31 protein-coding genes are annotated in these 26,810 nt (G+C 45.4%); 12 read left to right on the top strand and 19 right to left on the bottom strand.

Annotated elements, in window-relative coordinates; translation table 11 throughout:
* Positions 1-91 precede the first annotated feature (91 nt).
* Together BBC0122_RS06565 and BBC0122_RS06560 are read right to left on the bottom strand one after the other, a co-directional pair.
* Positions 92-1,225, bottom strand: a complete 1,134-nt coding sequence (locus tag BBC0122_RS06565; protein WP_077992337.1) for an ABC transporter substrate-binding protein — start codon at positions 1,223-1,225, stop codon at positions 92-94.
* A 124-nt stretch (positions 1,226-1,349) separates the two neighbouring features.
* Positions 1,350-1,790 carry a VOC family protein gene (locus tag BBC0122_RS06560; protein WP_077992335.1) on the bottom strand — a complete coding sequence of 147 codons (441 nt, stop codon included), beginning with the start codon at positions 1,788-1,790 and terminating at the stop codon, positions 1,350-1,352.
* Positions 1,791-2,033: 243 nt separating this feature from the next.
* On the opposite strand from BBC0122_RS06560, the gene BBC0122_RS06555 reads away from it, so the two are divergent.
* The 5 genes from BBC0122_RS06555 (at position 2,034) to BBC0122_RS06535 (ending at position 5,202) form a co-directional block, all read left to right on the top strand.
* Entirely contained in the window at positions 2,034-2,612 is a 579-nt protein-coding gene (locus BBC0122_RS06555) for a cold-shock protein (RefSeq protein ID WP_077992333.1), read from the top strand.
* Positions 2,613-2,737: 125 nt separating this feature from the next.
* Positions 2,738-3,217: a DUF192 domain-containing protein gene (locus BBC0122_RS06550; protein WP_077994555.1), complete on the top strand. Its 480-nt coding sequence runs from the start codon at positions 2,738-2,740 to the stop codon at positions 3,215-3,217.
* A 26-nt stretch (positions 3,218-3,243) separates the two neighbouring features.
* Positions 3,244-4,017, top strand: a complete 774-nt coding sequence (locus tag BBC0122_RS06545) for an alpha/beta fold hydrolase (protein ID WP_077994553.1) — start codon at positions 3,244-3,246, stop codon at positions 4,015-4,017.
* A gap of 55 nt (positions 4,018-4,072) precedes the next feature.
* Positions 4,073-4,882 (top strand): serine O-acetyltransferase, encoded by an 810-nt coding sequence (gene cysE / locus BBC0122_RS06540; RefSeq protein ID WP_077992332.1) that lies wholly within the window; start codon positions 4,073-4,075, stop codon positions 4,880-4,882.
* Between the two features lie 107 nt (positions 4,883-4,989).
* Entirely contained in the window at positions 4,990-5,202 is a 213-nt protein-coding gene (locus BBC0122_RS06535) for a DUF3126 family protein (RefSeq protein WP_077992331.1), read from the top strand.
* A gap of 98 nt (positions 5,203-5,300) precedes the next feature.
* On the opposite strand, the gene radC is transcribed toward BBC0122_RS06535, so the two are convergent.
* Together radC and map are read right to left on the bottom strand one after the other, a co-directional pair.
* The gene (gene radC, locus BBC0122_RS06530; RefSeq protein ID WP_077992330.1) at positions 5,301-6,074 is read right to left on the bottom strand and encodes a RadC family protein; all 774 of its coding nucleotides are present in this window, start codon (positions 6,072-6,074) and stop codon (positions 5,301-5,303) included.
* A 15-nt stretch (positions 6,075-6,089) separates the two neighbouring features.
* Positions 6,090-6,920 carry a type I methionyl aminopeptidase gene (gene map, locus BBC0122_RS06525; protein ID WP_077994547.1) on the bottom strand — a complete coding sequence of 277 codons (831 nt, stop codon included), beginning with the start codon at positions 6,918-6,920 and terminating at the stop codon, positions 6,090-6,092.
* Between the two features lie 1,001 nt (positions 6,921-7,921).
* Here map and BBC0122_RS06520 point away from each other — a divergent pair.
* The 4 genes from BBC0122_RS06520 (at position 7,922) to ttcA (ending at position 11,618) form a co-directional block, all read left to right on the top strand.
* On the top strand, positions 7,922-8,752 hold the full coding sequence (locus BBC0122_RS06520) for an RNA methyltransferase (protein ID WP_077994546.1): 831 nt from the start codon (positions 7,922-7,924) through the stop codon (positions 8,750-8,752).
* Positions 8,745-9,548 carry a glutamate racemase gene (murI, locus tag BBC0122_RS06515; RefSeq protein ID WP_077992329.1) on the top strand — a complete coding sequence of 268 codons (804 nt, stop codon included), beginning with the start codon at positions 8,745-8,747 and terminating at the stop codon, positions 9,546-9,548. The genes BBC0122_RS06520 and murI overlap by 8 nt, the downstream gene beginning before the upstream one ends.
* Before the next feature lie 534 nt (positions 9,549-10,082).
* Positions 10,083-10,700, top strand: coding sequence for a 30S ribosomal protein S4 (rpsD, locus tag BBC0122_RS06510; RefSeq protein ID WP_077992327.1), 618 nt, complete (start codon positions 10,083-10,085; stop codon positions 10,698-10,700).
* A gap of 84 nt (positions 10,701-10,784) precedes the next feature.
* On the top strand, positions 10,785-11,618 hold the full coding sequence (gene ttcA / locus BBC0122_RS06505) for a tRNA 2-thiocytidine(32) synthetase TtcA (RefSeq protein WP_077992326.1): 834 nt from the start codon (positions 10,785-10,787) through the stop codon (positions 11,616-11,618).
* 213 nt (positions 11,619-11,831) lie between these two features.
* Here the strand turns inward: ttcA and BBC0122_RS06500 are convergent, their stop codons facing one another.
* The 8 genes from BBC0122_RS06500 to purC all read right to left on the bottom strand — a co-directional run bounded on the left by BBC0122_RS06500 (position 11,832) and on the right by purC (position 18,333).
* Positions 11,832-13,112, bottom strand: coding sequence for a multidrug effflux MFS transporter (locus BBC0122_RS06500; protein ID WP_077992324.1), 1,281 nt, complete (start codon positions 13,110-13,112; stop codon positions 11,832-11,834).
* Positions 13,113-13,184: 72 nt separating this feature from the next.
* A complete protein-coding gene (gene grxD / locus BBC0122_RS06495; protein ID WP_077992322.1) occupies positions 13,185-13,517 on the bottom strand; it encodes a Grx4 family monothiol glutaredoxin in 333 nt (110 codons plus the stop codon).
* Between the two features lie 98 nt (positions 13,518-13,615).
* Positions 13,616-13,861, bottom strand: a complete 246-nt coding sequence (locus BBC0122_RS06490) for a BolA/IbaG family iron-sulfur metabolism protein (RefSeq protein ID WP_077992321.1) — start codon at positions 13,859-13,861, stop codon at positions 13,616-13,618.
* A gap of 64 nt (positions 13,862-13,925) precedes the next feature.
* Positions 13,926-16,133, bottom strand: a complete 2,208-nt coding sequence (gene purL / locus BBC0122_RS06485; protein WP_077992319.1) for a phosphoribosylformylglycinamidine synthase subunit PurL — start codon at positions 16,131-16,133, stop codon at positions 13,926-13,928.
* 49 nt (positions 16,134-16,182) lie between these two features.
* Positions 16,183-16,584: a hypothetical protein gene (locus tag BBC0122_RS06480; protein ID WP_077992317.1), complete on the bottom strand. Its 402-nt coding sequence runs from the start codon at positions 16,582-16,584 to the stop codon at positions 16,183-16,185.
* The gene (purQ, locus tag BBC0122_RS06475) at positions 16,581-17,249 is read right to left on the bottom strand and encodes a phosphoribosylformylglycinamidine synthase subunit PurQ (RefSeq protein ID WP_077992315.1); all 669 of its coding nucleotides are present in this window, start codon (positions 17,247-17,249) and stop codon (positions 16,581-16,583) included. The genes BBC0122_RS06480 and purQ overlap by 4 nt, the downstream gene beginning before the upstream one ends.
* An 18-nt stretch (positions 17,250-17,267) precedes the next feature.
* Positions 17,268-17,507, bottom strand: coding sequence for a phosphoribosylformylglycinamidine synthase subunit PurS (gene purS / locus BBC0122_RS06470; protein WP_077992313.1), 240 nt, complete (start codon positions 17,505-17,507; stop codon positions 17,268-17,270).
* A gap of 61 nt (positions 17,508-17,568) precedes the next feature.
* Entirely contained in the window at positions 17,569-18,333 is a 765-nt protein-coding gene (gene purC / locus BBC0122_RS06465; protein ID WP_077992311.1) for a phosphoribosylaminoimidazolesuccinocarboxamide synthase, read from the bottom strand.
* Positions 18,334-18,539: 206 nt separating this feature from the next.
* Between purC and BBC0122_RS06460 the strand changes: the two genes are divergently transcribed.
* Positions 18,540-18,860 carry a DUF1476 domain-containing protein gene (locus BBC0122_RS06460; RefSeq protein ID WP_077992310.1) on the top strand — a complete coding sequence of 107 codons (321 nt, stop codon included), beginning with the start codon at positions 18,540-18,542 and terminating at the stop codon, positions 18,858-18,860.
* A gap of 85 nt (positions 18,861-18,945) precedes the next feature.
* Here the strand turns inward: BBC0122_RS06460 and BBC0122_RS06455 are convergent, their stop codons facing one another.
* The 3 genes from BBC0122_RS06455 to rpe all read right to left on the bottom strand — a co-directional run bounded on the left by BBC0122_RS06455 (position 18,946) and on the right by rpe (position 21,633).
* Positions 18,946-19,494 (bottom strand): RBBP9/YdeN family alpha/beta hydrolase, encoded by a 549-nt coding sequence (locus BBC0122_RS06455; protein ID WP_077992308.1) that lies wholly within the window; start codon positions 19,492-19,494, stop codon positions 18,946-18,948.
* A 150-nt stretch (positions 19,495-19,644) separates the two neighbouring features.
* Complete coding sequence (gene purB, locus BBC0122_RS06450) at positions 19,645-20,946, bottom strand: adenylosuccinate lyase (RefSeq protein WP_077992306.1); 1,302 nt, start codon at positions 20,944-20,946, stop codon at positions 19,645-19,647.
* A gap of 18 nt (positions 20,947-20,964) precedes the next feature.
* On the bottom strand, positions 20,965-21,633 hold the full coding sequence (gene rpe / locus BBC0122_RS06445; RefSeq protein ID WP_077992305.1) for a ribulose-phosphate 3-epimerase: 669 nt from the start codon (positions 21,631-21,633) through the stop codon (positions 20,965-20,967).
* 207 nt (positions 21,634-21,840) lie between these two features.
* Between rpe and BBC0122_RS06440 the strand changes: the two genes are divergently transcribed.
* Positions 21,841-22,377: a flavin reductase gene (locus BBC0122_RS06440; RefSeq protein ID WP_077992303.1), complete on the top strand. Its 537-nt coding sequence runs from the start codon at positions 21,841-21,843 to the stop codon at positions 22,375-22,377.
* Positions 22,378-22,434: 57 nt separating this feature from the next.
* On the opposite strand, the gene BBC0122_RS06435 is transcribed toward BBC0122_RS06440, so the two are convergent.
* The 4 genes from BBC0122_RS06435 to BBC0122_RS06420 form a co-directional block, all read right to left on the bottom strand.
* Complete coding sequence (locus tag BBC0122_RS06435; RefSeq protein WP_077992302.1) at positions 22,435-22,968, bottom strand: hypothetical protein; 534 nt, start codon at positions 22,966-22,968, stop codon at positions 22,435-22,437.
* A gap of 103 nt (positions 22,969-23,071) precedes the next feature.
* Complete coding sequence (locus BBC0122_RS06430) at positions 23,072-24,106, bottom strand: YcjF family protein (protein WP_077992300.1); 1,035 nt, start codon at positions 24,104-24,106, stop codon at positions 23,072-23,074.
* Positions 24,103-25,539, bottom strand: coding sequence for a YcjX family GTP-binding protein (locus tag BBC0122_RS06425; protein ID WP_077992298.1), 1,437 nt, complete (start codon positions 25,537-25,539; stop codon positions 24,103-24,105). The genes BBC0122_RS06430 and BBC0122_RS06425 overlap by 4 nt, the downstream gene beginning before the upstream one ends.
* Before the next feature lie 101 nt (positions 25,540-25,640).
* Positions 25,641-26,126 (bottom strand): SixA phosphatase family protein, encoded by a 486-nt coding sequence (locus tag BBC0122_RS06420; protein WP_188318093.1) that lies wholly within the window; start codon positions 26,124-26,126, stop codon positions 25,641-25,643.
* Positions 26,127-26,335: 209 nt separating this feature from the next.
* Between BBC0122_RS06420 and dksA the strand changes: the two genes are divergently transcribed.
* On the top strand, positions 26,336-26,752 hold the full coding sequence (gene dksA / locus BBC0122_RS06415) for an RNA polymerase-binding protein DksA (protein ID WP_075870874.1): 417 nt from the start codon (positions 26,336-26,338) through the stop codon (positions 26,750-26,752).
* Positions 26,753-26,810 lie beyond the last annotated feature (58 nt).

Below are 26,810 nucleotides of genomic sequence, written 5' to 3'. Positions count from 1 at the left end.
AACCGGTTTCGTCGAGAAGCACATATACAACGTAAATTCATCCGGTCGAGTTTTATTCGACCGGATCAATCATTTAATTGTGTTTATCCCCTTATAAAGCGGGTTTAACTTCACCGAGATATTCACGCTTTCCATTCTTGATCTCGATAACACCGATCGGAATTTCAGGATTATGATTATTGTCCATAGTCATCGCACCGAATGGCGTCTCGAAATCTTTCAGTTTTGCAAGTTCTGCTGTAATTGCCTCACGGTCACCGCTTCCGGCTTTTTCAATTGCTTGCATAAACATCATATAAGCAGTGTAGCCGAGAACCGCATTCACGTTCGGTTCTTTGTTAGGATAAGTTGCTTTCCATTCTTGTGTAAATTGGGCCGCAGCTTTCGGCATATTCGGCATACTTGCGTCATAGGGAAAAGTGGTATGCAGAAAACCTTCGGAAGCACTTCCACCGATTGTAACGGTTTCCGGATTATCCATTGCGTCGCCGCCCATAATACGGAATGTTGCACCAAGTTCACGTGCCTGCTTCAGAATGATGGCACCTTCTGCAAAATAGGCAGGAATGAAAAGAACGTCCGGTTGTTCAGCGATAATCTGGGTGAGTGCGGCGGAAAAATCCTGATCTCCCGAATTATAATTGAGGTTTGCTACGACTTCACCACCAAGTTTTTTGAATGAGCTATCGAAAAAATTGGCAAGGCCGATTGCATAGTCGTTAGAAACATCTTTCAAAATCGCTGCTTTTTTTGCGTGAAGCGTGTTGAATGCATATGTTGCAGCTCCGGCTCCCTGATAGGGGTCGATAAAACATGCGCGAAAATAGTATTTTTTGCCTTGGGTCACCAAAGGATTGGTTGCCGAAGTTGCGATTGCAGGTGTTTTTGCCGGTTCCGAAACTTCGCCGCCGGCGAGTGCCAGCGATGAACCGTAAGTACCGATAATTCCGTTGACTTTGTCGGAAGCAGTGAGTCGCATGACAGCATTTGCAGCTTCGACTTTATCCGATTTGTTATCGACGACGACCAGCTCGACTTTGTGTCCGAGAACTTCGGGTTTGATTTTGTTGGCAAGTTGAACGCCTTCAAGCTCCAATTGCCCACCGAAAGCGTTTTGACCGGTTAGCGGAAGGAATACCCCGATTTTAATGGGGTCTTCTGCGAATGCACTGAAATTCAGTGCTGTGGCAGCAATTGCTGCTGCAATCAATTGCTTGAAAGCCATAGTAATCGATCCCTCTTTTTTGTTTTAATAAAATATTGTAATAAAACTTCATAATATGAACCGGCTGACAGCACAAGTTCCATACCCGAAATTAGATTTATTGTTCATGGTTCAAAGTCATTTGTCACCATGTTCCAGTATTTTCCATTGAAACCCAAGGCTCTTCGGGGCTTAGTTTTTCACCTTTTTGCAAGAGTTCGATAGAAATACCGTCAGGCGATTTTATAAAGGCCATATGACCGTCACGCGGTGGACGATTGATAACGATGCCTTTTGCGGCCAAATTTTTGCAAGTTTCATAAATATTATCAACCTCATAGGCCAAGTGACCGAAATTGCGCCCGCCGGTGTAATCTTCTTTGTCCCAATTATATGTCAATTCGAGTTCCGGCGAATGGACGGAATGTGCCGCTTTAATATCTTCAGGAGCTGCGAGATAAATGAGGGTAAAACGGCCGTTTTCATTCTCTATGCGGCGGGTTTCCTTGAGGCCGAATACGCTACAATAGAAGTTGAGTGACTGTTCAAGGTCTTTAACACGAACCATAGTGTGCAAATATCGCATTTTTTCTCGCTTTCTTGTTTTATCAGGTTTTTAAAAATCTAACGTCTTTTGTACGGGATGTGAATATGGCGATCGGCTTTAAAATTGTCGGTGAAAAAACAAAAAAATGATTTATCGTCGTTGAACGTCCACAATTTGGGGAAATCTTGTTGTCGGGGCTTGCGTCACAATGAGTGAGCAATATTTACTGGGGTTCAAGAGAATCATTCGTGATTAATTGGTATTGACAGGACTGTAGGAATTATGGCGAGCGATGAAATATTGGAAGGATTCCTTCCGTCTCAAGATAGTTCTGAAACAGCAGCAACAGATGTTGTCGAGATTAGCGGCACCATCAAATGGTTCGATGTAAGCAAGGGATATGGTTTCATCGTGCCGGATATTGCCGGTGTTCCGGATATCCTTCTCCATGTGACAGTGATGAGGCGCGACGGCTTTCACACCGCACTCGAAGGAGCGCGGATTGTTTGCATGGTCAAAAAAGGTGAACGTGGATTACAATGCATTCAAGTGAAGTCGATCGACCTTTCGACCGCCGTCCATCCTTCGGAACTGCCGGCTCGTACACATGTTGTTGTAACACCGGAAAGCGGCTTGGAACGGGCAATTGTCAAATGGTTCAACCGTGAAAAAGGGTTCGGCTTCCTCACCCGCGGTGAAGGAACAGAAGACATTTTTATCCATATGGAAACTCTGCGTCGTTTCGGTCTGGCAGAATTGCGTCCGGGGCAGGTTGTGCTTGTTCGCTACGGGCGGGGTGAAAAGGGCTTGATGGCAGCGGAAATCCACCCTGATATTGCAGTACCTTTTCCCACCCATTAAAATCTTTGTTTCCGATATTGATGAATAATTGCCGGACACGTCCGGTTTTTATCGGCTCCGGCTTCATTAGGGAAATTACCGGCTTTGTTAAGGAAATCCCGGCCTTTGTTAAGGAAAACTTTGTCATGAAAGCTTTGTTTGCCGGACTGTTATTGCTGCAGTTTGCCATGGTGGGCCGTGCTTATTGTGAAGAACCGATGCGACTACCGGTCGATGCTGCGCAATTGGTTATCATCACAGCAACCGGAAAAGTATCTTATGATGTCGAGGTTGCCGAAACGCCCGAACAAAATGAAGCAGGCTTGATGTACAGAACGGATTTACCGTCCGATCGCGCCATGTTGTTTGTTTTTCCGGAGAAACAAATTGTGACAATGTGGATGGCTAACACGCCGTTGCCACTCGACATGATATTTCTTGACGATAGAGGTGTGATCGTATCCATTACCGAAAATACGATACCTTACTCAACAAAAATTGTGTCGTCACATGTGTTTGCCAAGTTTACAATCGAAGTGAATGCAGGTGAAGTTCAAAAAAACAGGATCAAAATTGGCGATAGGGTATTTCATCCTGCAATATGCGGTGCATGTAAAGTAGATTAACGTGGTGGATGCAAAGTGAATTAGAAATGAGTGCAGAGGACGTTCAATATTTCAATCATGACGGGTTCAAACTGGCCTATCGGGAAGAAGGTACGGGTGACCCGATCTTGCTGATCCACGGTTTTGCATCTTCTTCCTATGTGAATTGGTATGCACCAGGCTGGTTTCGTGTCTTGAATGATGCCGGTTACCGGGTGATTGCCATTGATAATCGCGGCCATGGTTTTTCGGATAAAAGTCATGATCCGGCAGTCTATACGCCTCAGGCAATGGCTGGCGATGCGGCTGCGCTTCTCGACCATCTGGGGATTAAAAAAGCGCAGGTGATGGGCTATTCCATGGGGGCGAGAATCACAGCCTACATGGCAATGCTCTATCCGGATTATGTTAATAGTGGCATATTTGGCGGGCTTGGTATCGGTATGGTAACGGGCGCCGGAAACTGGGAACCTGTCGCTGAAGCACTGCTTGCAGAAGATGTCGCAAAAATTACCAATAAGCGCGGTTTGATGTTCCGGACATTTGCCGACCGAACAAAAAGCGACCGCAAGGCACTTGCAGCATGCGTCATTACGTCAAAACAGGAATTGACAGCAGCCGAAGTCCATTCGATAAAACAACCGGTTTTGGTAGCAGTGGGTACGCTTGACGAAATATCCGGTGAAGCCGAGCCGCTCGTTGCACTATTGCCGCACGGAGAGGCACTCAATATCCCCAATCGCGATCATATGCTGGCGGTCGGTGATCCGGTGTATAAAAAAGGTGTTATCAACTTTCTGGCAAAACATCCGATTGCCTGATGAAGAAAGACAGGAAGGCAAACAGCATTGCCTGAAATAGAAAAGAGGGACTATATTGCCTTGTTGTAAGCAAAAGGGTGAAGCTATCGACCCGCTCGTGCTATTCGAGACCATCAAACAGGAAGCAAGGGCTGCTATCGAGCAGGATCCGGCGCTTGTGCAATTGTTTCAAAGCGCAATTCTAGACCATAAAAACCTGTCGGAAATGATAGCAGGGCGCATTGCGGCGCGGCTATGGACACGTGAGTTGAATGAAGAAAATCTTTACGAGATATTTGTCGAACAAATCGACAAAATAGACCATCTGGAAGAGATTATTTCATCCGATATTTCAGCAGTATTCCACCGTGATCCTGCATGTAACCGGTTTATGGAACCGGTACTTTATCTCAAAGGTTTTCTGTCAATCGAAGCACATCGTTTTGCCCATACTTTATGGGAAACAGGCAGAAAAGACCTCGCATTATTCCTGCAGGGGCGCTCATCATGCGTATTCCAGACAGATATTCACCCTGCAGCACGTATCGGGCGCGGTATTTTTCTTGACCACGCAACGGGTCTCGTCGTTGGAGAAACAGCAGTGGTCGGCGATAATGTTTCGATATTACAGGATGTTACCTTGGGTGGAACCGGTAAAGAATCGGGTGATCGCCATCCGAAAGTCGGTCACGGCGTACTGATCGGGGCGGGTGCGAAAGTGCTTGGCAATATCACAATAGGCGATTGTGCAAAGATCGCGTCATGTTCTGTTGTTCTTAAGCCGGTCGAGGCCTATAGTACTGTTGCCGGTGTCCCTGCAAAAGTTGTTGGAAAGATAGAGGATCGTGAGCCGGCATTAAGCATGGATCAATTGATTAACGATTAAAATTGAAAGCAATTAATGAATAAAATTGAAGGCCAATATCTTTACAGACGTTTGGCTGTGCCTTATCTGGCATTTTTGTTTAACCGGAGCAATTTTAGGAGAACGCTGTGAAGCCTGACGAAATCAAGAAACTTGATGGCTACTTTAAGCGCAAATTTCAAAATCCATCACTGCAAGTGAAGCCGAGACCGCGCAAGGATGATTCATGCGAAGTTTATCTTGATGATGAATTTCTCGGTGTCATTTATCGCGATGAAGACGAAGGGGAATTGTCGTATAATTTCTCGATGGCTATTCTTGATATTGACCTCGACGAATAGTCGCAACCATTGAAATCGGAACTTTGTTTTTGAGTTTGAAAGGCCGCCGATGATTGCGGCTTTTTCCGTTTTATCGGAGTTCTTGTTTTTCTGATTTTTCAGAGCAATTTTTGTGCCCGAAAGCTCGTATAACCATTGCGGGCGATAATAATATGATCGTGGACGGTTATGCCCAAAGCATTCGCTACATCCTTAACCATATGCGTCATTGAAATATCCTCGCGTGAAGGGGAAGGATCACCAGAGGGATGGTTGTGAACAAGAATAAGCGCAGACGCTGATAGTTGCAAAGCCCGCTTGACAACCTCGCGCGGATAAACAGGTGTATGATCGACCGTACCTATCTGCTGGATTTCATCAGCTATCAATCCATTTTTCTTATCGAGGAATAGAACCCTGAACTGTTCGCGTGTCTCATGTGCCAAAGCTGCCTTGCAATAAGCAAGCACTTTGTCCCAGGACGAAAATATATCGCGTTTTCTCAATTCCGCGCGGTTTACCCGCTCACTTATGCCTGAAAGAATTTTAAGATCACGCGCAACAGCCCGACCACATCCGGGAACTTCTTGCAGAAGATTGATGTCGGCACCAAGTACATCGGCAAGACTGCCAAAACGGTTAAGCAAGGCCTTTGCCAAGGGCTTTGTATCAGCCCTCGGAATTGACCGGAACAATAATAATTCAAGATATTCGTAATCGGGAAATCCCACGCCGTTTGTTTCAAAATAACGTTCCCGAAGTCTTTCCCGATGGCCTTTATTTTCGTTATTGGCGTTTTCCTTTGGCGATTTTTCTTTGTCTGGCGTAACTCCTGATAGCAACATATCTATCATGTTTTCGGCAAATATATTTTTGTCGGGAGTTTTAGCCATAACAGGAACACCGGTTTATGCCTTGGTTACGGGTACGTAAAAAGTATTATTCCGCGAAAGAGTAAAAATTTCGCAACCATCTTTTGTAACGGCCATTGTGTGTTCGTATTGAGCCGACAGAGACCGGTCACGCGTCACGGCAGTCCAACCGTCATTGAGGATTTTTACACCCGATTTTCCCAAGTTTATCATCGGTTCGATTGTGAACATCATTCCTTCACGTAGTTCCGGTCCTTCACCGGGATTTCCGTAGTGAAGAATATTCGGCGCGTCATGAAATATAAGCCCTACACCATGACCGCAAAAATCGCGGACAACAGAACAACGTTCGGATTCAGCATAGCGTTGGATGGCAGCGCCAATATCACCAACCGTTGCTCCGGGTTTAACCGCAGCAATACCGCGCATGAGTGATTCGTGTGTAACCTCAAGCAAGCGTTCGGATGCTCTTTTCAATGCCCCGACAGGATACATCCGGCTGGTGTCGCCGTGCCAACCGTCTTTGATAAATGTAACATCGACATTGACAATATCACCTTCATGAAGCTGTTTATTGTCCGGAATACCATGGCAAACGACATGATTGATCGACGTGCAGCAGGATTTGCTGTAGCCGCGATAGTTCAAGTCTGCCGGTAATGCGTCGCGGTCGGCACCGAAGGCAAAAACAAAATCGTCAATTTCCTGAGTCGTTATGCCAGGCTTGATTATATCGACGAGTGCATCAAGACATTCGGCAGCAATACGACCGATTTTGCGCATTCCGACAAAAGCTTCTTCATCATAAATGCGAATTTGTCCGGTATATTTTATAGGTGAATTTTTATAATTGACGTAACTAACCATTTGCCTAACTATTTCTATCTTTTTATATTGGCCGCACTTCAAGCAACTTGAAGTGCCAAGTGCATCCTGAACGATGTCTGCGTGTTCAACTCCATCTTTCGCATGCAACGGAAACAACCATTCCGGTTCCCGCACAAGATGAAAGCAACTCATGATCTTAACACTGAATCGTAATAAGCATAGCTGTTGATTGCAGCGATTGCACGTTATTTATCCGAAGGAATTGTGCCCTTTTGAACAGATAACGCGTTTTTGACCTGAACAGTCGGCATTTTTCCGTTTAAAGGTCACAACGAAACGCACAGTGAAATCATGTGCTATAGCTTGGGTAAAAAATAGAATTTGATAAAAAAATTTTTGAAAATTTAACCAAGGAAATAAACAAGGAAGGCAGCATCATCAATGTCTAGTAGCAAAATGGAATGCGGGTGACTGAATTTTTGTAATAATATTTCTGGCTATGTTTCCGAACGTGTAACACATTACCCATAAATAAATTGGTAAATGTAGCTATAGATATAATATAACGTTTTATTACGAATAAGTTTTTCTATGAAAAACAGGTTTCAGGTTCAATCAAAATTGGCTAAACAGTTAAAATAGTATTTAATGTTCATGACATAAAAAGTTTTTATACTGAAGATATTGACACTTTGCAGTTCAAGGCAGTGGATAAAATCGAAACAGCGGAAAATGTAACTTGGAAGTAAAGAAAAGAGTTAAAGTGCTGCCAGAACATCACTAATTGTCATATTTGCACAAAAAACCATGACCGTCGTTATGATTGCCATTGCCATAAGAGTAAGCGTGGTTTTGAACTCTATATTCATTTGGTGAACCCCTCTGCAACAGATATTACGCAATCTATATCAATGGCAAAGATGACCGCATTTAGGCATGAAAAAGGCATTTTATGGTTCTTTTCAAGATTACAGTTAATGATTGGTTGAGGTTCCTTGAAAGCTGCATTAAAAGGCATCAAAACCGAAGAAGTGAATGAAATGGCCGGAACTGATAGAAAAAGAGAAAATATGACGGGGGGACCCGTTATTGTGTTGGTTGAACCACAATTGCCTGAAAACATCGGTATGGTGGCGCGTGCAATGGCAAATTTCGGTCTTTCCGAATTGCGGCTCGTTCATCCGCGTGAAGAATTTCCGAACGATAAAGCCATAGCAACTGCAAGTAAGGCCGATCACATAATTAACGGAGCGCGCGTCTTTGATACTTTGCGGGAAGCGATTTCGGATATAAATTATGTGTTTGCGACCACTGCCCGTGAACGGGGCGGCTTCAAACCGGTAAAAAGTCCGGTTGAAGCAGCAAATGTTTTGAGGATGAAAGAAACAACGGGTGAACGGACAGCCATACTTTTCGGTCGTGAAAGATGGGGTTTGAATAATGAGGAAATCAGTTTGTCTGACGAAATTGTGACATTTCCCGTCAATCCGGCATTTGCCTCTCTTAATATCGCACAGGCTGTTTTGTTGATGTCTTACGAATGGATGAAATCGGGTTTGGAAAAACAAACCGATACTGCGTTTCGTAACGAGGAAATGGAGCCGGCACATAAGGCAACGCTTTATGGTTTGTTCGACCAGTTGGAAGAAGCTTTGGATATTCGCGGGTATTTCCGTCCTAAGGAACGGAAGGAAATCATGGTAGAAAATTTACGGTCTGTTCTGACACGGGCAGCTTTCAGCGAACCCGAAATTCGCCTGTTGCGTGGCGTTGTGGCATCTCTCGACCATTTTTCGCCCAAAATGCCACGTGGGGCAGGTGCTCCGGATCATCGCAAACGTTCAAAGGACAATAGTAATCAAAATGAGTGAACGGCCTATACTGTTTTTTGACAGTGGTATCGGCGGGCTTACCGTATTGCGCGAAACACGTATTTTTATTCCCGATCGCAAATTCATTTATATCGCAGATGATGCGGCATTTCCCTATGGTGGCTGGGAAGAAAACGCACTCAAATCGCATATTATCGAACTTTTTCAAAAACTGCTGAATGCCTATAATCCGGTTCTTTGTATTGTCGCGTGCAATACAGCTTCGACATTGGTGTTGAAAGATTTGCGTCGCGCTCATCCCGATGTTCCCTTTATTGGCACAGTGCCGGCAATTAAACCGGCGGCGGAGCAGACACGTTCGGGTCTGATTTCGGTTTTGGCAACGCCTGGAACAGTCAAGCGCGCTTATACACATGAGCTTGTTTCCTCTTTTGCGTCAAAATGTCATGTCAGACTGGTAGGGAGTGCGAAACTTGCAGGTTTTGCAGAGGATTACCTTAGAAGAAAACCGGTTGATCGTGCTTCTTTAAAAGCCGAGATAGCCCCCTGTTTTGTAGAAAAAGACGGACATCATACAGATATTGTTGTGCTCGCCTGTACGCACTATCCCTTCCTCGTCAATTTGTTCCGGAAAACCGCCGCATGGCCGGTCGATTGGATTGATCCGGCAGAAGCAGTAGCCAAGCGTGCTTTATCTCTGCTACCGAACGCCGAAGAAGTCCAGCCACTCACCGAACATCTGGATCTTGCCCATTTTACTTCCGGCAGAACCGATTACGCGACAAACAGATTGCTTCATGGCTTCGGTTTGCGTTTGACGCCGTTAAATATGTAAATAAAATTCAAGCTCTAAAGCAGATTGAAAAGAAGCGTCATAGAAGAAAAAACGGTTGTGATTTATCTGTTATAGTCGTTTTCCCGTCCGATTTTTATATGAAGCCGGTGAAGCACTGTGATGGTGGCTTGTCAATGCTTTTTTCCCCACCTTCATGTCGTTCCTAATTTATAAACATCCTATGATGATTATAAAACATGAATGAGAACGCATTCCGTCAAGGCAAAAGGTGCTTCAATTGAAGTCACCGGAACAGTGCCTGCGTGAAGCGTTTCGGCATGTTTGGAAAATCTTGAAGAGACAGGCTTTCCTTGACACGAAAAAGAACGTGTTCACTTGACTCCTGCGGTCAATTTCACTAAAGAACCACACAAGTTTTTTCAGTAATGAAAAAGCGATCACTGACGTGTCCCGTGGACATTTGCGCAAAGCGTGCGCGATCTGTCCTGTCAGTCCATAAATTTTATGGGCAGAGGAGGGCGCGTTTCCCTGAGGCAATTTTATTGCCTTGTTATCCAGTTTTAAGGAAATGCGATGAGCAAGCGCGAAACTACGAAATATAAAATCGACCGCCGTATGGGCGAAAACATTTGGGGCCGCCCGAAATCACCGGTCAACCGTCGTGAATACGGTCCTGGCCAGCATGGTCAACGCCGCAAAGGCAAACTTTCGGATTTTGGTACCCAATTGCGTGCCAAGCAGAAACTTAAAGGTTTCTATGGCGATATTTCGGAAAAACAATTCCACCGTATTTATGAAGAAGCCGGCCGTCGTCGTGGTGATACCGGCGAAAATCTGATCGGTCTTCTCGAATCACGTCTTGACGCTATTGTTTATCGCGCAAAATTCGTTCCTACGATTTTTGCAGCACGTCAATTCATCAACCATGGTCATGTGAATGTAAATGGTCGTCGTACAAACATTCAATCCTACCGTTGCAAACCCGGTGATGTGATTGAAGTTCGCGAAAAGTCGAAGCAATTGGCACTTGTTCTTGAAGCAACCCAGTTGCCGGAACGTGATGTTCCCGATTACATCGAAGCAGATCACACCAAGATGAAGGCAACTTACACACGTATTCCGGCCTTTGCCGACGTTCCTTATGCTGTTCAGATGGAACCGAATCTGGTTGTCGAATTTTATTCACGTTAATCGTGAGATTATTTATTCTGTTCAAGCAGGGAGCCTTCTGGCTCCCTGTTTTCGTTTTAAGGCATATTGTTGAAGGAAGGTGAAATGATCGGGCAGACTGATATTGATGAAGCGGCTGATGGTTGCCATCCCTTATTTCGCGATGCGCCTTCGACAGTGGAATTCAATAAATTGAGAAAACGTCTATTACGCCATATGCGTCAAGCATTGGACGATTTTTCAATGGTTAAACCGGGGCAAAAATGGCTTGTAGCCTTGTCGGGTGGTAAGGATTCCTATGGTTTACTTGCTCTTCTTCTGGATTTGAAGTGGCGTGGTTTATTGCCGGTGGATCTTTTGGCGTGCAATCTCGATCAGGGCCAGCCCGGATTTCCGAAGAATATTTTGCCGGATTTTCTGAAACATTATGAAATTCCTTTCCGGATTGAATATCAGGACACTTATTCGATCGTTACGGAAAAACTCGATAATACGCAAACCTATTGCTCTCTCTGTTCCAGATTGCGGCGGGGTAATCTCTACCGGATTGCACGGGAAGAGGGGTGTTCGGCTCTCGTCCTCGGACATCATCGTGACGATGTATTGGAAACATTTTTCATGAATTTTTTCCATGGCGGGCGTTTGGCTGCCATGCCGGGCAAGCTTGTTAATGACGAGGGCGATATGTTGGTTTTGCGGCCACTTGTCTATGCAGCAGAAGAAGATCTTGCCAAATTCGCTGAAGCTATGAAGTTCCCGATTATTCCGTGTAACTTGTGTGGCAGTCAGGACGGCCTCCAGCGGAATGCAATGAAGAATATGCTGAATGACATCGAGAAAAAAATGCCGGGTCGTAAAGATACGATGATACGTGCGTTGACCAATGTACGTCCAAGCCATTTGTTGGATAACAAGCTTTTCGATTTTGGTTCGATTTGAAAAGAATTCATTGAAGCATAAGACAATTTCATTGAACTTTATCGAACTCGCCGAAGATCGATAGGTTGACTCCGTGTCGTCTGGTGCGTGAAAATCTTTTAAGCCCGCTTGAACTATAGGCTTTGTCGCGCTTGCAGTCATAGATTGTGCCTGATGTCGGAAATCGCGTTCAATCCATCAATATCACGCGTTTCAACCCAAGAATATGCGGGGTTAATCTTTTTCCGTGTTTATAACGCTCACATGGGAAGCATGGGGGTGTCTCGAAAACAGCTTTCCCTTTTCCGCAATGAGAATGAGCACAATCGCTCCGCATGAAAGCACAAAATATCCTCCTGCTACCGGCACGGTTGTTCCGTTGAATCTTTGTGCAATGATAAAGCCCAATCCCGCGCCGATGATCGTCTGTAAAAAACCGAACACCGAAGAAGCAGTTCCGGCTACTTTACCGAGCGGCTCCATAGCAAGCGAATTGAAATTGGCACCAAGCCCGCCGAAAGAAAACATAATAATAATGAGCAACAGCATGAAATAAATGAACGGTGTCGAGCCGCCGGAATAAACCGAACCGATAAACCACACAAAAGACGTTATGCAGAACATGAGCAACAGAGTATGCGAAATTTTGCGCATTCCGAACCGTCCCACGAATAACGAGTTCAAAAATGACGATAGTGCCTGAAATGCTGCGACAAGTGCAAACGCAGCCGGAAACCAGACGCCTAAATGATATATGCCGTCATAAATCTGTTGCGACGTATTGAGCGTGCAGAAAAGGCCACCAAGAACCAGCGAAAACGCCAATGTGTAGCAGAGCGATATACGGTTGGACAAGACCATCCAAAGGCTTTGCCCGACAGAGGAGAAAGTCAAAGGCCGCTGTTCAAATAGTGTTTCGGGTAAACGGAAATAGACCCACAGAACGATAGCCAATCCGGCGATTGCCATAAATAGAAAGATGAATTGCCAATGGCCAAGAACCATAATGGCTTGCCCAACGGCAGGAGCCAAAACCGGCACAACCATGAACACCATCATCACGATTGACATGACTTCGGCCATTTGACGCCCGCCATAAACATCGCGCACGATTGAAACTGTCAGGACACGCGTCGCAGCCGCACCAATTCCTTGAATGGCACGCAAAATCAATAGCCACGCGAAACTTGGAGCAAAAGCACATGCCGCAGATGAAAGCGAATAAAATATCAAACCGGCCATGATAGGCTTGCGGCGGCCAAAACGGTCACTGATTGGACCGAACGCCAATTGTGATAATCCGAAGCCGACAAGATATGAAAAGATAATATAATGTTGGTCGTTTTGACCCGACATACGAAGACTATGGGACATATCGCTCATGGCGGGCAACATGATGTCAATGGCGATTGCATTCGTTGCCATGAGTGTCGCAATCATGACAATGAATTCTTTATAGCCAAGGCTGGCTTTTATTGCATCTATGTGCTGTTGTTCGCTCGACTGGTGTGACATAAGTTCCCCATAACAAAAGTGCCGATCATAAGACCGGCACAATGATAAAAATGCAATAGTCCAAATGTGATTTCATGCAGTTTTAACAGCAATGCCTTTCTCTTCAAGCAAATTTTGCAATTCACCATTCTGGAACATCTCGCGGACAATGTCGCAACCACCGACAAATTCACCCTTGACATAAAGTTGCGGTATAGTCGGCCAATTGGAATATTCTTTAATTGCCTGACGCAATTCGTCCGATGTCAGAACGTTGACTCCCTTGTAATCAAGACCAAGGTAATCCAGAATCTGTACAACTTGTCCGGAAAAACCACACTGTGGGAAACCGGGTGTACCTTTCATAAAAAGCACAATATCGTTGGATTTGACTTCGTTATCAATAAAATCGCGGGCAGCTGTCATTTCAATTCCTTCCGTCTAAGCCTTGAAAGGCTATCGATAAATCCAGTTATATGTATGGTCAAAGACAAGGCGACACAAGCCCCCATATCGGGATGCTTTTAATCGCGCCCATCGGTCGGCACACTGGTTTGCAACGCCAGCGCATGAAGAACCCCGCCCATATTGCCTTTCAAAGCGTTATAGACCATCTGGTGTTGTTCTACACGGTTTTTGCCACGAAAGCTTTCAGCGACAACTTCGGCTGCATAATGTTCGCCATCACCGGCGAGATCGCGGATTGTCACTTTGGCATCGGGAATGCCATCACGAATGAGTTTTTCAATCTCGTGTGCGTCCATTGCCATAATGCGTCTCCTCTGTTTTCAGGCGGCCAGAATAGAACAAGCCGGGTTACTAATCGACGTTTTGTTATTTATTTTCCATAAAATCCGGAAACCAGCTTTCATAAGCGTTTTCAAGGTCTTTTGCAGATAATTCGATATGCTCTTGGACAACAAGTTTGTCGCCAACCACTGTTCCCAATTCGGTCAATTCCACGCCCGAATCTTTTGCCTGCTGTTTTAATTGGTCGAGTTTCTCACTGTTAACAGCAATCAGATAACGTGCCTGATCTTCACCGAAAAGTTCGGCATGTGCGGGCGTTTTGCCAGTCAGTTTTATTTTTACTCCGCGACCGGATTTGATGACCATTTCCGCCAGAGCAATTGCCAAGCCCCCGTCGGAAAGATCATGACAGGCAGCGACTTCATTATTTTCAATCAATTTCCGTACAAAGTTGCCATTCTTTTTTTCTTCTGCAAGATCAACCGGAGGAGGGGTTCCTTCTGCCTTCCCCAGAATGTCACGCAAATAAGTTGACTGGCCGAGGTGGGAGCCGCAACGCCCGACGAGCAGGATAATATCATCATCCTTCATTCCGTCGATTCTTGCCATTTTATGCCAGTCAGCAATAAGTCCGACACCGGCCATCGTTGGCGTCGGTAAAATTCCTTCGCCATTGGTTTCGTTATAAAGCGAGACATTTCCCGAAACGATCGGGAATTGCAGTGCTTTACAAGCCTCGCCAATGCCTTTGATAGCATAAACAAGCTGTCCCATAATTTCGGGCTTTTCCGGATTACCGAAATTCAGATTGTCGCTACAAGCAAGCGGCTTGGCACCGGTTGCACAAAGATTGCGCCAACATTCGGCTACAGCCTGTTTGCCACCTTCAAATGGATCTGCCTGACAATATCTCGGTGTGACATCCGAGGTAAAGGCAAGTGCTTTGCGAAGATTGCCCTCGACACGGATAACCCCTGCATCGGCTCCCGGACGCACAAGACTGTTCCCCTGAATAAGGGTATCATATTGTTCATATACCCAGCGCCGTGAACTTTGATCGGCGGAGCCGACAAGTTTCAATAATGCTTCCTGAAGATCAACCTGTTTGATTTGTGCGAGCGAGACTGGCGAAGCTTCATGCGGCTTAACCCATGGACGATCATATTCCGGAGCTTCGTCACCCAATTCCTTGATCGGTAGGTTGGCAACCTCTTTTCCATGCTGGAGAACACGAAAACGTAAGTCGTCTGTTGTTTTCCCGACTATAGCAAAATCGAGACCCCATTTTTTGAAAATAGCGGAGGCTTCTTTTTCAAGCTCCGGTTTCAAAATCATCAGCATTCTTTCCTGACTTTCGGAAAGCATCATTTCATAAGCTGACATATTGGTTTCGCGAACCGGTACGCGGTCAAGATCAAGTTCGATACCAAGATCGCCTTTTGCGCCCATTTCGACGGCAGAACAGGTAAGTCCTGCTGCACCCATATCCTGAATAGCAATGACTGCACCGGAAGCCATCAGTTCCAAACATGCTTCCAACAAGCATTTTTCGGTGAACGGATCACCGACCTGAACCGTTGGGCGTTTTTCACCTATTGTATCATCAAATTCGGCCGATGCCATAGTGGCTCCGCCGACGCCATCACGACCGGTCTTGGCACCGAGATAAACAACAGGAAGCCCGACACCTTCGGCTTTCGAGTAGAAAAGCGCATTGGTTTTTGCAATTCCGGCAGCGAATGCATTAACCAGAATATTGCCATTATAGCTTTTATCAAAATTGACCTCTCCGCCAACGGTCGGCACGCCGAATGCGTTGCCGTAACCGCCAACACCGGAAACAACGCCGGAAACGAGATGTCTTGTGCGCGGATGATCGGGAGCACCGAAGCGAAGTGCATTCATTGCGGCAACCGGACGGGCTCCCATGGTGAATACGTCACGCAAAATGCCGCCAACGCCGGTTGCAGCGCCCTGATATGGTTCTATATAGGAGGGGTGATTATGGCTCTCCATTTTGAAAACAACGCACTCGCCGTCACCTATATCGACAACGCCGGCATTTTCACCAGGGCCTTGAATCACACAATCGCCTTCAGTGGGTAGGGTACGGAGCCATTTTTTGGAAGATTTATAAGAGCAATGTTCGTTCCACATTGCTGAAAAAATTCCAAGTTCCGTGAATGACGGTTCACGCCCGACAAGTTCGAGGATGCGCCCGTATTCGTCGGGTTTCAGCCCGTGCGCTGCAATAATTTCGGGTGTAATGGCAATGTCGTTTTTCACGCTCATTGAACGGCTCCATCAAACATATTTCGTTTCAATGTCGATAATCGTTTCATCAACACTGGTTATCGCCTTTGACCCAGCGGTCAATATCTTCACCGATTGCGTTGCCTTGGGGAGCTGCCATCAGCGGGCCATAGACTGAAACTCTCGCAGGATTGCCTTCTGCTTCAACAACCAATACCGGTTTTCCGCCAGGTGTGCTCTTCGGAACAATCAACATACGCGGGCGTCCGGAATAGGACTGTAGCTCCGGTTCAAAACCATAGCGTTTGAATTCTGCTTTATCAGATTTGAACCAACAACGGTTTGCTGTTTGTGCAACATGTTCCATTGTTTTAAGGGCAGGCTGTCCGCTTGCCAATTCAATGTTGCCGGGACCGGCTTTTTGTGTACAGGCATTCATACCCAAAACAAGTGTCAGAAACGAACAGGTCGTCAATATACGGATTTTCATGCTGCAATTCCTAATGCACTGGTAAAAAGCCTTTTTCCATCTGTTCCGCCATGGGCGGGTTCGATCAGATCTTCCGGATGGGGCATCATGCCGAGTATATTGCCTTTTTCATTAATGATGCCGGCAATATCATTGATAGACCCGTTCGGATTGGTTCCTTCCGCGTAACGGAATACAACCTGTCCGTTTCCCTCTAACCGATCTATGGTATCTTTGTCGGCATAATAATTGCCGTCGTGATGGGCAATGGGACAACGAATGATCTCGTTTTTGCGATAGGCCTTCGAGAAAGCAGTATTTTCATTAATGATTTGGAGCTTTATTTCGCGACAGGCAAAACGCAAAGACGCGTTGCGCATCAATACGCCCGGAAGAAGTCCTGCTTCGACCAATATCTGGAAACCGTTGCATACGCCGATGATTTTCGTACCGCGTTCGGCATGTTTGAAAATGGCGCCCATAACCGGCATTCTCGCCGCAATAGCACCGCAACGCAAATAGTCGCCGTAAGAAAACCCGCCCGGAATGACGATAAGGTCGACATCCGGAATAGTGGTTTCCGTCTGCCAGATTTTCAATGGTTCTACGCCCGTAATCAGTCGTAGAGCGTCAATCATATCACGGTCGCGATTTAGTCCGGGTAACTGGATAACAGCAGTTTTCATTCCAATATCCGTTTCCGATTATAAAAGTTCTATCTGATAATTCTCGATGACTGTGTTGGCGAGTAATTGTTCGCACATCTCGGTTAGTTGCTTTTTTGCCTTATCCTGTGGCAGGTCATCAAGTACTATATCGAAGACTTTGCCCTGTCTTACCGACTGGACACCTTTAAAATCAAGGCTATCCAGCGCACCGACAATAGCTTTTCCCTGAGGGTCGAGAACGCCTGCCTTTAAAGTGACGGTTACGCGCGCTTTCATCTTTTATTCCTGCGTATCTTTTGCCAAAAGCTAAGGCGGCTTTTTTAAGCCGCCCGACGAATTATTTTACCAGAACGGGGCCGTTCGGCCGAGGCTGTTCATTCTCATTCATGATTCCAAGCCTTTTTGCAACTTCCTGATAGGCTTCAATCAAACCACCCATATCGCGGCGGAATCGGTCTTTATCCATTTTTTCTTTGGTGTTGATGTCCCAAAGCCGTGATGAATCGGGCGAAATTTCATCTGCCAGCACAATATGCATCACGTCGCCTTCCCACAAACGACCGAATTCCATTTTAAAGTCGACGAGTTCGATACCGACGCCCACAAACAACCCTGTCAAAAAGTCGTTGATCCGGATTGATAGCTGCATAATATCTTCGAGTTCGGCAGGAGTGGCCCAGCCAAATGCCGTAATATGTTCCTCGGAAACCATCGGGTCATCAAGCTTGTCTTTTTTATAATAGAACTCGATAATCGACTGGGGAAGGGGAGTGCCTTCCTCGATACCCAAACGTTTCGATAAAGACCCTGCGGCAATATTTCTCACCACGACTTCCAGCGGAACCATATCAACAGCCTTGATAAGCTGCTCGCGCATGTTGACGCGTTTTATGAAGTGGGTTGGAATTCCAATGCGTGCGAGTTGGGTAAAGATATATTCGGATATACGGTTATTTAACACTCCTTTACCATCAATGACCTCATGTTTTTTCGCATTGAATGCAGTAGCGTCATCCTTAAAGAACTGGATATATGTACCTGGCTCTGGCCCTTCATATAGAATCTTGGCTTTGCCTTCATAAATGCGGTGACGACGGTTCATGGCTTTTTCCTTAAATTAACCGGATAAATTAGCTCGCTGTTTCACTAGCTCAATTCAGAGACTTTCACAATGATCTCTTGTTAATAGACACTGAAAATTCCGGTTTTGATACAAGTTAATTTCCACTATACTATTGCTAACAGGATTTAAATGTTGCAAAAACATGCCCGTGAGCCGGATCATGGCAAAAATTAGGAGAGAGTCTCATGGACGGGATGAAAGAGCGTGCGGACGCTTTTGAGCACAAATTTATGATCGATGAGGAACTTCGTTTTAAAGCCAATGCCCAGCGCAACCGCATGATCGGTTTGTGGGCAGCCGACCTTCTCGGTAAAACAGGTGATGCGGCCGATCAATATGCCAAGGAAGTCGTCAAAGCGGCATTCCATCCTGATAAAGAACAACACGTTATTCAAAAAATTATGCAGGATTTTCACGCAACAAATGTTTCAATCAATGAAGCCGACTTGCGCAAAAAAATGGCTCAACTTTTAAAAGAATCCATCGAACGCGTGCATAATAGTTGACAATATTTATCAATATAAAAATGATTTTGCGTCTGTTGTTTTAGTATTAGTTAAAGACATTCTTTAAATTTGCTATTTTTCCAAATCAGAGTTTTGCAAGAAATTGGGAAAACACCATCAGTCCTTCCGGCCATGGTCCGTATCCGGAAGCAGAATTGATATGTCCGGCGTCGCCTGCGTCAATAAACAATGATCCCCAATCTTTTGCAATGTCTTCGGCAACAGCAAAGTCGCAATATTCGTCGTTGCGACTGGCGATAACAATCGAAGGAAATGGTAAACGTTCTCTCGGATAAGGCCCGAACGTCATGAGGTGCTTCGGGCGAATATCCGGATTTGCCACATCCGGAGGTGCAACAAGAAAAGCCCCGCGAACTTTCTTACCAAGAAAGGGGACTGATAGAATGAACGTTGGTACGCCGAGAGAATGGGCGACGATAACAACGGGTTTTTGAGCCGCTCCGACTTCTTTTATCAATTCCCGTGTCCAATCTTCGCGAACAGGCTTCGACCATTCAGCCTGTTCGACACGATGGGCTGTTGAAAGCTTTTGTTCCCAACGCGTTTGCCAATGATCGGGACCCGATCCCTGATAGCCGGGAACGATGAGGATATCTAGCTCATTTGCTTTCATCAAAAACCTCTTGGCCAGTTTAACCGGATTATCCGGAAACGCTACGAAATCCGGAAGACTGATTCATTCAAACCGGTCCCGGTATCAATGCAAAATCGTCACAAAAATACTGATCGACAGCCGAATTGGCTGAAATCAAGCCGAATTGCATTATCCGAAAACACGATGGAAAATTGTATCAACATGTTTTGTGTGATAACCGAGATCGAATTTTTCTCGAATCTCTTCTTCACTCAAAACACGGCGGACATCCGGATCTGCAAGCAGTTCCTGAAGAAAATCCTTACCGTGTTCCCAGACCTGCATAGCGTTGCGCTGTACCATCCGATAAGCGTCTTCGCGGCTTACGCCTTTTTGTGTCAAAGCCAGAAGTACGCGTTGCGAATTTACCAACCCATGAAATTTGTTCAAGTTTTTCATCATATTTTCAGGATAAACGAGCAGTTTATCAATGACCGAAGTAAGTCGTGCCAACGCAAAATCAAGAGTGATTGTTGCATCAGGACCAATAAAACGTTCAACCGACGAGTGGGAAATGTCACGTTCGTGCCATAACGCCACATCTTCCATGGCGGGGAGCGAGAATGAACGAATCATACGTGCAAGACCGGTCAAATTTTCCGTGAGAACAGGGTTGCGTTTATGTGGCATTGCAGAAGAACCCTTTTGACCGGGAGAGAAGAATTCTTCCGCCTCAAGGACTTCTGTTCTCTGCAAGTGACGAATTTCTATTGCAAGGCGTTCCACCGAAGAGGCGATCACTCCGAGCGTTGCAAAAAACATAGCGTGCCGGTCACGTGGAATAATTTGTGTCGAAATCGGTTCCGGACGCATTCCCAACTGCTTGGCTACATAGTCTTCAACACGGGGATCAATATTGGCGAATGTCCCGACTGCTCCGGATATTGCGCAAGTGGAAATTTCTTCTTTTGCCGCAACGAGTCGTGCCCGACAACGTGAAAATTCCGCATAAGCATAGGCAAGTTTCAATCCGAATGTTGTCGGTTCTGCGTGAATTCCGTGACTGCGGCCAATCGTAACCGTATCTTTATATTCAAAAGCACGTTTTTTTAACGCGGCAAGCAGGCCATCCATATCCTTGATAAGAATATCGGAAGCGCGCATCAGTTGAACATTGAGTGTCGTATCAAGGACATCCGAAGAGGTCATGCCTTGGTGGACAAAACGCGAATCCGGACCGATAAACTCGGCAAGATGGGTTAAAAAGGCAATCACATCATGCTTGGTAACAGCTTCGATTTCCTGAATTCTTGATACATCGAATTTTGCTTTGCTCCCCTTTTCCCATATATTTTTGGCAGCCTCTTCAGGGATAACGCCGAGTTTGGCAAGAGCAGTGCAAGCATGTGCTTCAATCTCGAACCAGATGCGGTATTTTGTTTCTGGCGACCAGATGGTGACCATTTCAGGACGGGAATAACGCGGTATCATGATCGAGTTCCTTATATTTCAGTTTCCAGCCGCTTTTCGCAAGGCTTCTATGCGTGATTTATAAATTTCCTTATTGCCATTTTTGAATATGGCAGAACCGGCAACAAAAGCATTAGCGCCGGCTTTTGCAGTGCTTTGAATCGTATCGGTTGTAATTCCACCATCAACTTCCAGTGTTATCGGGCGTTCGCCTATCATAGCTTTGATTTTTTTAATTTTTTCAACCATTGCAGGGATGAAACTTTGCCCGCCAAACCCCGGATTGACCGTCATAACAAGAACAAGATCAATTTGATCCAACAGATATTCGATGGAATTTTCCGGTGTGCCAGGGTTTAAAGAAATTCCGGCTTTTTTCCCCAATGCTCTGATTGCCTGTAGGGAACGGTGTGGATGGGGAGTGGATTCTGCGTGAACTGTTATAATATCCGCGCCGGCTTTGGCGAAGCTTTCAAGATAGGCGTCAACCGGTGAAATCATCAGGTGAACATCAAAAACCGCATCTGTAACCGGCCGGATTGCTTTCACGACGTCAGGCCCGAATGTTATATTGGGAACAAAATGCCCATCCATCACATCGACATGAACCCAATCCGCTCCGGCATCCATCACATCGGTAATCTCCTCACCAAGACGCGAAAAGTCCGAAGCAAGAATAGAGGGGGCAATTATTTGTTGGCAAGCCATATCAATCTCCTCGGCTGATGCTTCCTATCACGGTGTTTCAAAGGTTAAAACCCGCTTTTAGCAGCCGATCCACAGGTGAACACTTTTATTATCGGGTTATTTTAACCGAGATTGCTAGCATTTTGCGAAAATTTTGCATACTAATGCACCGTAAATATTAACAAAAAACACCAAATATGCCGATCCGGCAAATGTGAAATTTGAATTATGACAGAACATTCGACACATTTAATATCGTCAGAAAAGCCGATTGTCACAGTTTCTCCCGTTGAATATCGGGATGCTATGAGCCATTTTGCCGGTGCCGTTCATATTGTAACGACAAATGGTACAAATAAAAAGCGCGGGGTTACCATTTCGGCCTGTTGTTCGCTTTCGGATAATCCCCCGACTGTTTTAGTCTGCCTCATGCGCCAGCACGAAGACAACAGGTTTTTCATTGAAAACGAAAAGTTTTGTGTCAATACACTGGGCGGGCAACACAAGGCGTTATCCGATATTTTCGCCGGTCGCGGCGGATTAACCCAGCAACAACGCTTTGCACATGCCAACTGGCAGACATTAAAAACCGGTTCACCCGTTTTGACAGATGCACTTGTCGCATTGGATTGCCAGTTGGTAGGATGGCACGTCCACGCCACCCATTACGTTCTGATTGGAGAAGTTGTAGCAGTAAAAAAACATCCGGGCATTGATGCTTTAATGTATCTTGATCGTTCTTACCGTACTTTGCCATTACTCTAAGAGCGACGACTGAAATAATCTGCTGCCATGATCGTTCAAGGCCATAGCTATTCATTGTTATTTTTTGGCAAAATTACGCGTTACATCACCTGTCCGTTTGAGTTTCATTCCGACTACCGGAATAAGGTCGTCCTCGATTTTGACGGAAACGGTAATATTCATCGAGTTTTTGTCTTCAAGACGAGCCATCATGGCGCCGTTCAATTGTTTCCGGTTAAGCCCGAAAACCATCCTGTCGGCACCGACTTTGCCGGAAATGACATCCAGACCATCTCCCTTTGAACCGTCATTGAACTCGCCTGAAAAGCCGGATGGCCCCCGCAAAACGGTTGCCTTCATCGGCTGGGAAAAAACGCCGACACGGCAATTGCCATCAAGTGTCATACCTACTTGGGTAACCTCCGAAGTGCCGGCGAAAGTGCAGGTAAATTTTGTTCCTTTATATTTTCCCGCAATTACTTCACCCGGTCCGGCCCAGCTTCCTTCGATCGAACGGAAGAAGTCGACATCACTGTCGGCGGCACGACTTGTCGCAACCATAGAATATGTGGCGACAGTCAATCCAACAAAAGCCGATACAATTTTTTTCATAATGGCGTTACTCTGCCTTTTACTCAAACGCTGATAGAAAAAGATAAATTCCTGCCAAGCAGGCTATCGTTGCGTGCCATTATGGGAAAAAATGGTTAATTCTTTATTTTTTATCTTCGTCGTCTGACAGTTTTTTCGGCTTTTCTTTTGCGTTATGTCGGCCTAGCCCGATAAGATCACCGGTAAAATCGCTAATTCCGGGGCGTTTTTCTCCATCGAACGGGAATGGGCGGAGCGCATCCATTGTCGCGATTCCAATACGGGTCGTGAGCAAGCCGTTTACCACACCTTCTCCCAATCTGGCCGATAAGCGGGTTGCCAGACCTTGTCCGATAAACTGTTCCACCAAACCGTCACCCACCGCCAGTGTTCCTGTTACTGCAAGATGAGAAATCACACGCTTTATCAGAGAAATCAGCCCGAAACGCTCAGGCCGTGCGCCGTAAAGACATGCAAGCCGCCGGATGAGGCCAACGACCTCATAAAGAACATATCCAAGGTCGATGATTGCACGCGGGCTTACGGCAGTTACAACGGAAACACGTTTGGCCGAATTGAGAATCATTTTGCGTGCTTCTATGTCGAGTGGTCGCAGGATTTCATATTCGGCGAGATGAATAAGCTCTTTGCCGTCGATAATATCCTGACGATGCAATTGCATCGCTTTTCGTCCCGCGACGTTATAAGGGCTATGAATTGTATAACCTATCAATTCATCAACTGATTGGCGTGCGAGATTAACATCATCGGTTTTTGAAGCTTGTTCGGCATTCTGCCTGATTTTATCGACTGAAGCCAACCGCATTATCGCGCGTATTTCTCCGATGATAAAAAAGCAAAGCGCAATTGTTCCGACAATTGTAATGGCTAGTGCGATAAAACCCAAATATTCGTATTGTTCAAACAGCGAACGTATCAGGTTGTTGGCCCATAGACCGAGGCTTAAGATCAGTAACAATAGAACCGACAATAAAAATATTTTGCCGCTTGATATGCCACGTCCCGAAGAATCGTTGTTTTTGAAATCGGGATTATCGAGATGATCGAGTTCATCCAACGCCTCTTCAATAAACGGGTCATTCCGGTCTTCCGAAACCGATTCGAGATCGTTGATTGCCTGTGGTTTGCGGTTAATCATAAGAGATAATCTCCAAACAGAAATTCCATCGCCCGATCAAGACGGATATGAGGAAATGGCTCATTCGCTCGAAGTTCCGGTGGTAAAAAACGAACGAATTGGAGGCGGTCTTGCCACCCTTCACTCAACAGTTCTGATAAGGATCGGGGAAGATCGCCAGGGAAGATGGCTGTTTCGGTTTTTCCATCAAAGACGGTATCGCCAATTTTTTCGCCTTTCATTGGCGTACCAATGACCACCGGCAAGCTTTCGCCATTTTTTTCACTTGTACCTTCTTTTGTGGAACGCAATGAAGCGAGTGCAACTGTATCCGTCAAAACACCGTTGATTTTGGCTTGGGCTAACGCGGCATCGACGATTTCACCGGTAATTTGTTCGAGATTCTGATGATTGACGTGATGGAGATAATCAACTTTTGTTGCGGCTATCAGAATACGGTCGATTTTATGTTGTACAAGATTACTAATGAGATGCTTTCTGCCGGCGCGAAAACACACAAGAATTTCACTTAATGCGTTTTGCATTTCAAGAATTGACTCTCTTCCGCCATTAATAGCGTTGAGTGAGTCAACGAGAATGACCTGACGATCGAGCCTTGCGATATAATCGCGAAAAAACGGTTTTATAACAAGATTTTTATAAGCTTCATATCGTTGTTCCATGACTTTGGCGATTGAATTTTCGGGAAATTCGGCAATGCCCAAATCGGGAAGGGGAGAAAATGTGAGAACCGGTGCGCCTTCAAAACCTCCCGGTATTAAAAACCGCCCCGGAGGAAGAGCAGAAATCATATTTCCGGAATTTTTCGCTGCTTGTAGATAAGCTTTGAAACTATCGGACAAAGTTTCAATGTCTTTTTCATTGGCTTCGTTCAAAAAATTGATGCTCTGGATTGCTCCCAACCAGGCTTTCGCATGTTGTTTGTGGGCGGGCGAGTTAGCCCTTGCAATGGATTGGGCACTGAACGTGCGGTAGCTTTTGCCAAGCAGCGGCAAGTCGAGAAGCCATTCGCCCGGATAATCAATAATATCAATATTGAGTTTGGTTTGTCTGAAGCTTGAAAATGTCTGCAAACGGGGCACAAATTGCAGTTTCAACCTGAGTTGCGAAAGAGAACGTGTCGATTGCGGCCAGTTTTTGTCATTGACCAAACAATCAATGTGTTTTTCAAATTCAAATCGGGCAATTTTGCTGTCGGGTTGTTCAGTGAGCTTGGCGCTTGTGAGCCGACCTTCACGCGTAACGCCAAAAACCGGCAAACGTCCGGCATGAAGCAGATTCTCGATGAGCGATGTGATAAAGACAGTCTTTCCTGCTCTTGATAGACCGGTAACACCAAGCCTGAGCGTAGGGTTGAAAACGCTTCTGGCGCGATCGCTCAATGTGTCGAACGCAATAGCAGCTTTGTCAGTTAATGATGTTAATGAAGGCAAATAACGAAATTCCTGCAATTGTTGAAAATCTGTTTACCAAATAACCGGACAATTAAAGCATATGGTGCATCACGTTGAGATGTGCAAGATAATCGGAAGTGTTACGGTTTCAATATGGTGAGGAGATTTCCCCGTCCGGCAAGCTGTTTTACCGGAATATCGGAAAACTCGAACAAAGCCGTATGGGCGGTATCAAGAAACAACGGTAAAGATAGCTTGACGTTTGCCGGATTGCATAATTCTGTAGCAAGGCTGCTCAATACAGGATTATGCCCGATCAATAATAGCGGAAAGCCCGTTACAGTTGTCGATTCAATAAGAGATAGATAGTCGTTGATACTTCCATAATATAGTTTTTGAATAAAATCGGCTTTTATACTTGTATCAAGCTCCAGAGCATCCAGTGTTTGTTGCGTACGTAGGGCAGGAGAACATAGGATTGTGCGTGGGTGGAAATGGTGTTCTCCAAGTAATTTTCCGATTTTTCTGGCGCTTGCAATGCCTTTTCCGGATAATGGACGGTCAATGTCTTTTCCTGTTTTCGCAGTGCCTACGGCTTCACCGTGGCGCATAAGAGCAATGAACATTTTTAGACAACCAGCCATTTATTAATCACAAAAAAAGTAACCTGTAATTTAAAATTGAACAAAATGAATTTATAATCGTTTATACTGTCTTATAAATTGTTATAGTATCAATATGTTAAAAATTTGAACGAAAAATTATTTTTTGTCTTGTGTTAGAATTTTTTGCACAATATATAGAGCCGCACATACAACATGTGGAGGCTTTGAATATGAGCGAAACACAGAACGCTGAGTATCATCCTACCGAAGATGAGCCTTTCATGAGTGAAAGGCAAAAAGTCTATTTTCGTGCTAAACTTATAGCTTGGAAGAATGACATTTTACGCGAAGCGAGAGAAACGCTCGAAAATTTACAGGAAGAAAACGCCAATCAACCGGATTTGGCTGATCGTGCGTCATCCGAAACGGATAGAGCAATAGAATTGCGTGCTCGCGATCGGCAAAGAAAGTTGATCGCAAAAATTGATGCAGCGTTGGAACGGTTGAATGATGGCACTTATGGTTATTGCGAGGAGACCGGAGAGCCGATCAGTATCAAGCGTCTTGATGCGCGTCCTATTGCGACACTTTCTATAGAAGCGCAAGAACGCCATGAAAAACGTGAAAAAGTTTATAAAGACGAGTAAAACGTCTGAAGAGAAAAATTAAGCCAAGCCTGTGTCATGACAAAGTATGACACAGGCT

It is taken from the genome of Ditibartonella choladocola, from assembly GCF_002007565.1.
Lineage (GTDB): Bacteria > Pseudomonadota > Alphaproteobacteria > Rhizobiales > Rhizobiaceae > Bartonella > Bartonella choladocola.
This window is presented reverse-complemented; position numbering and strand designations above follow the sequence as displayed.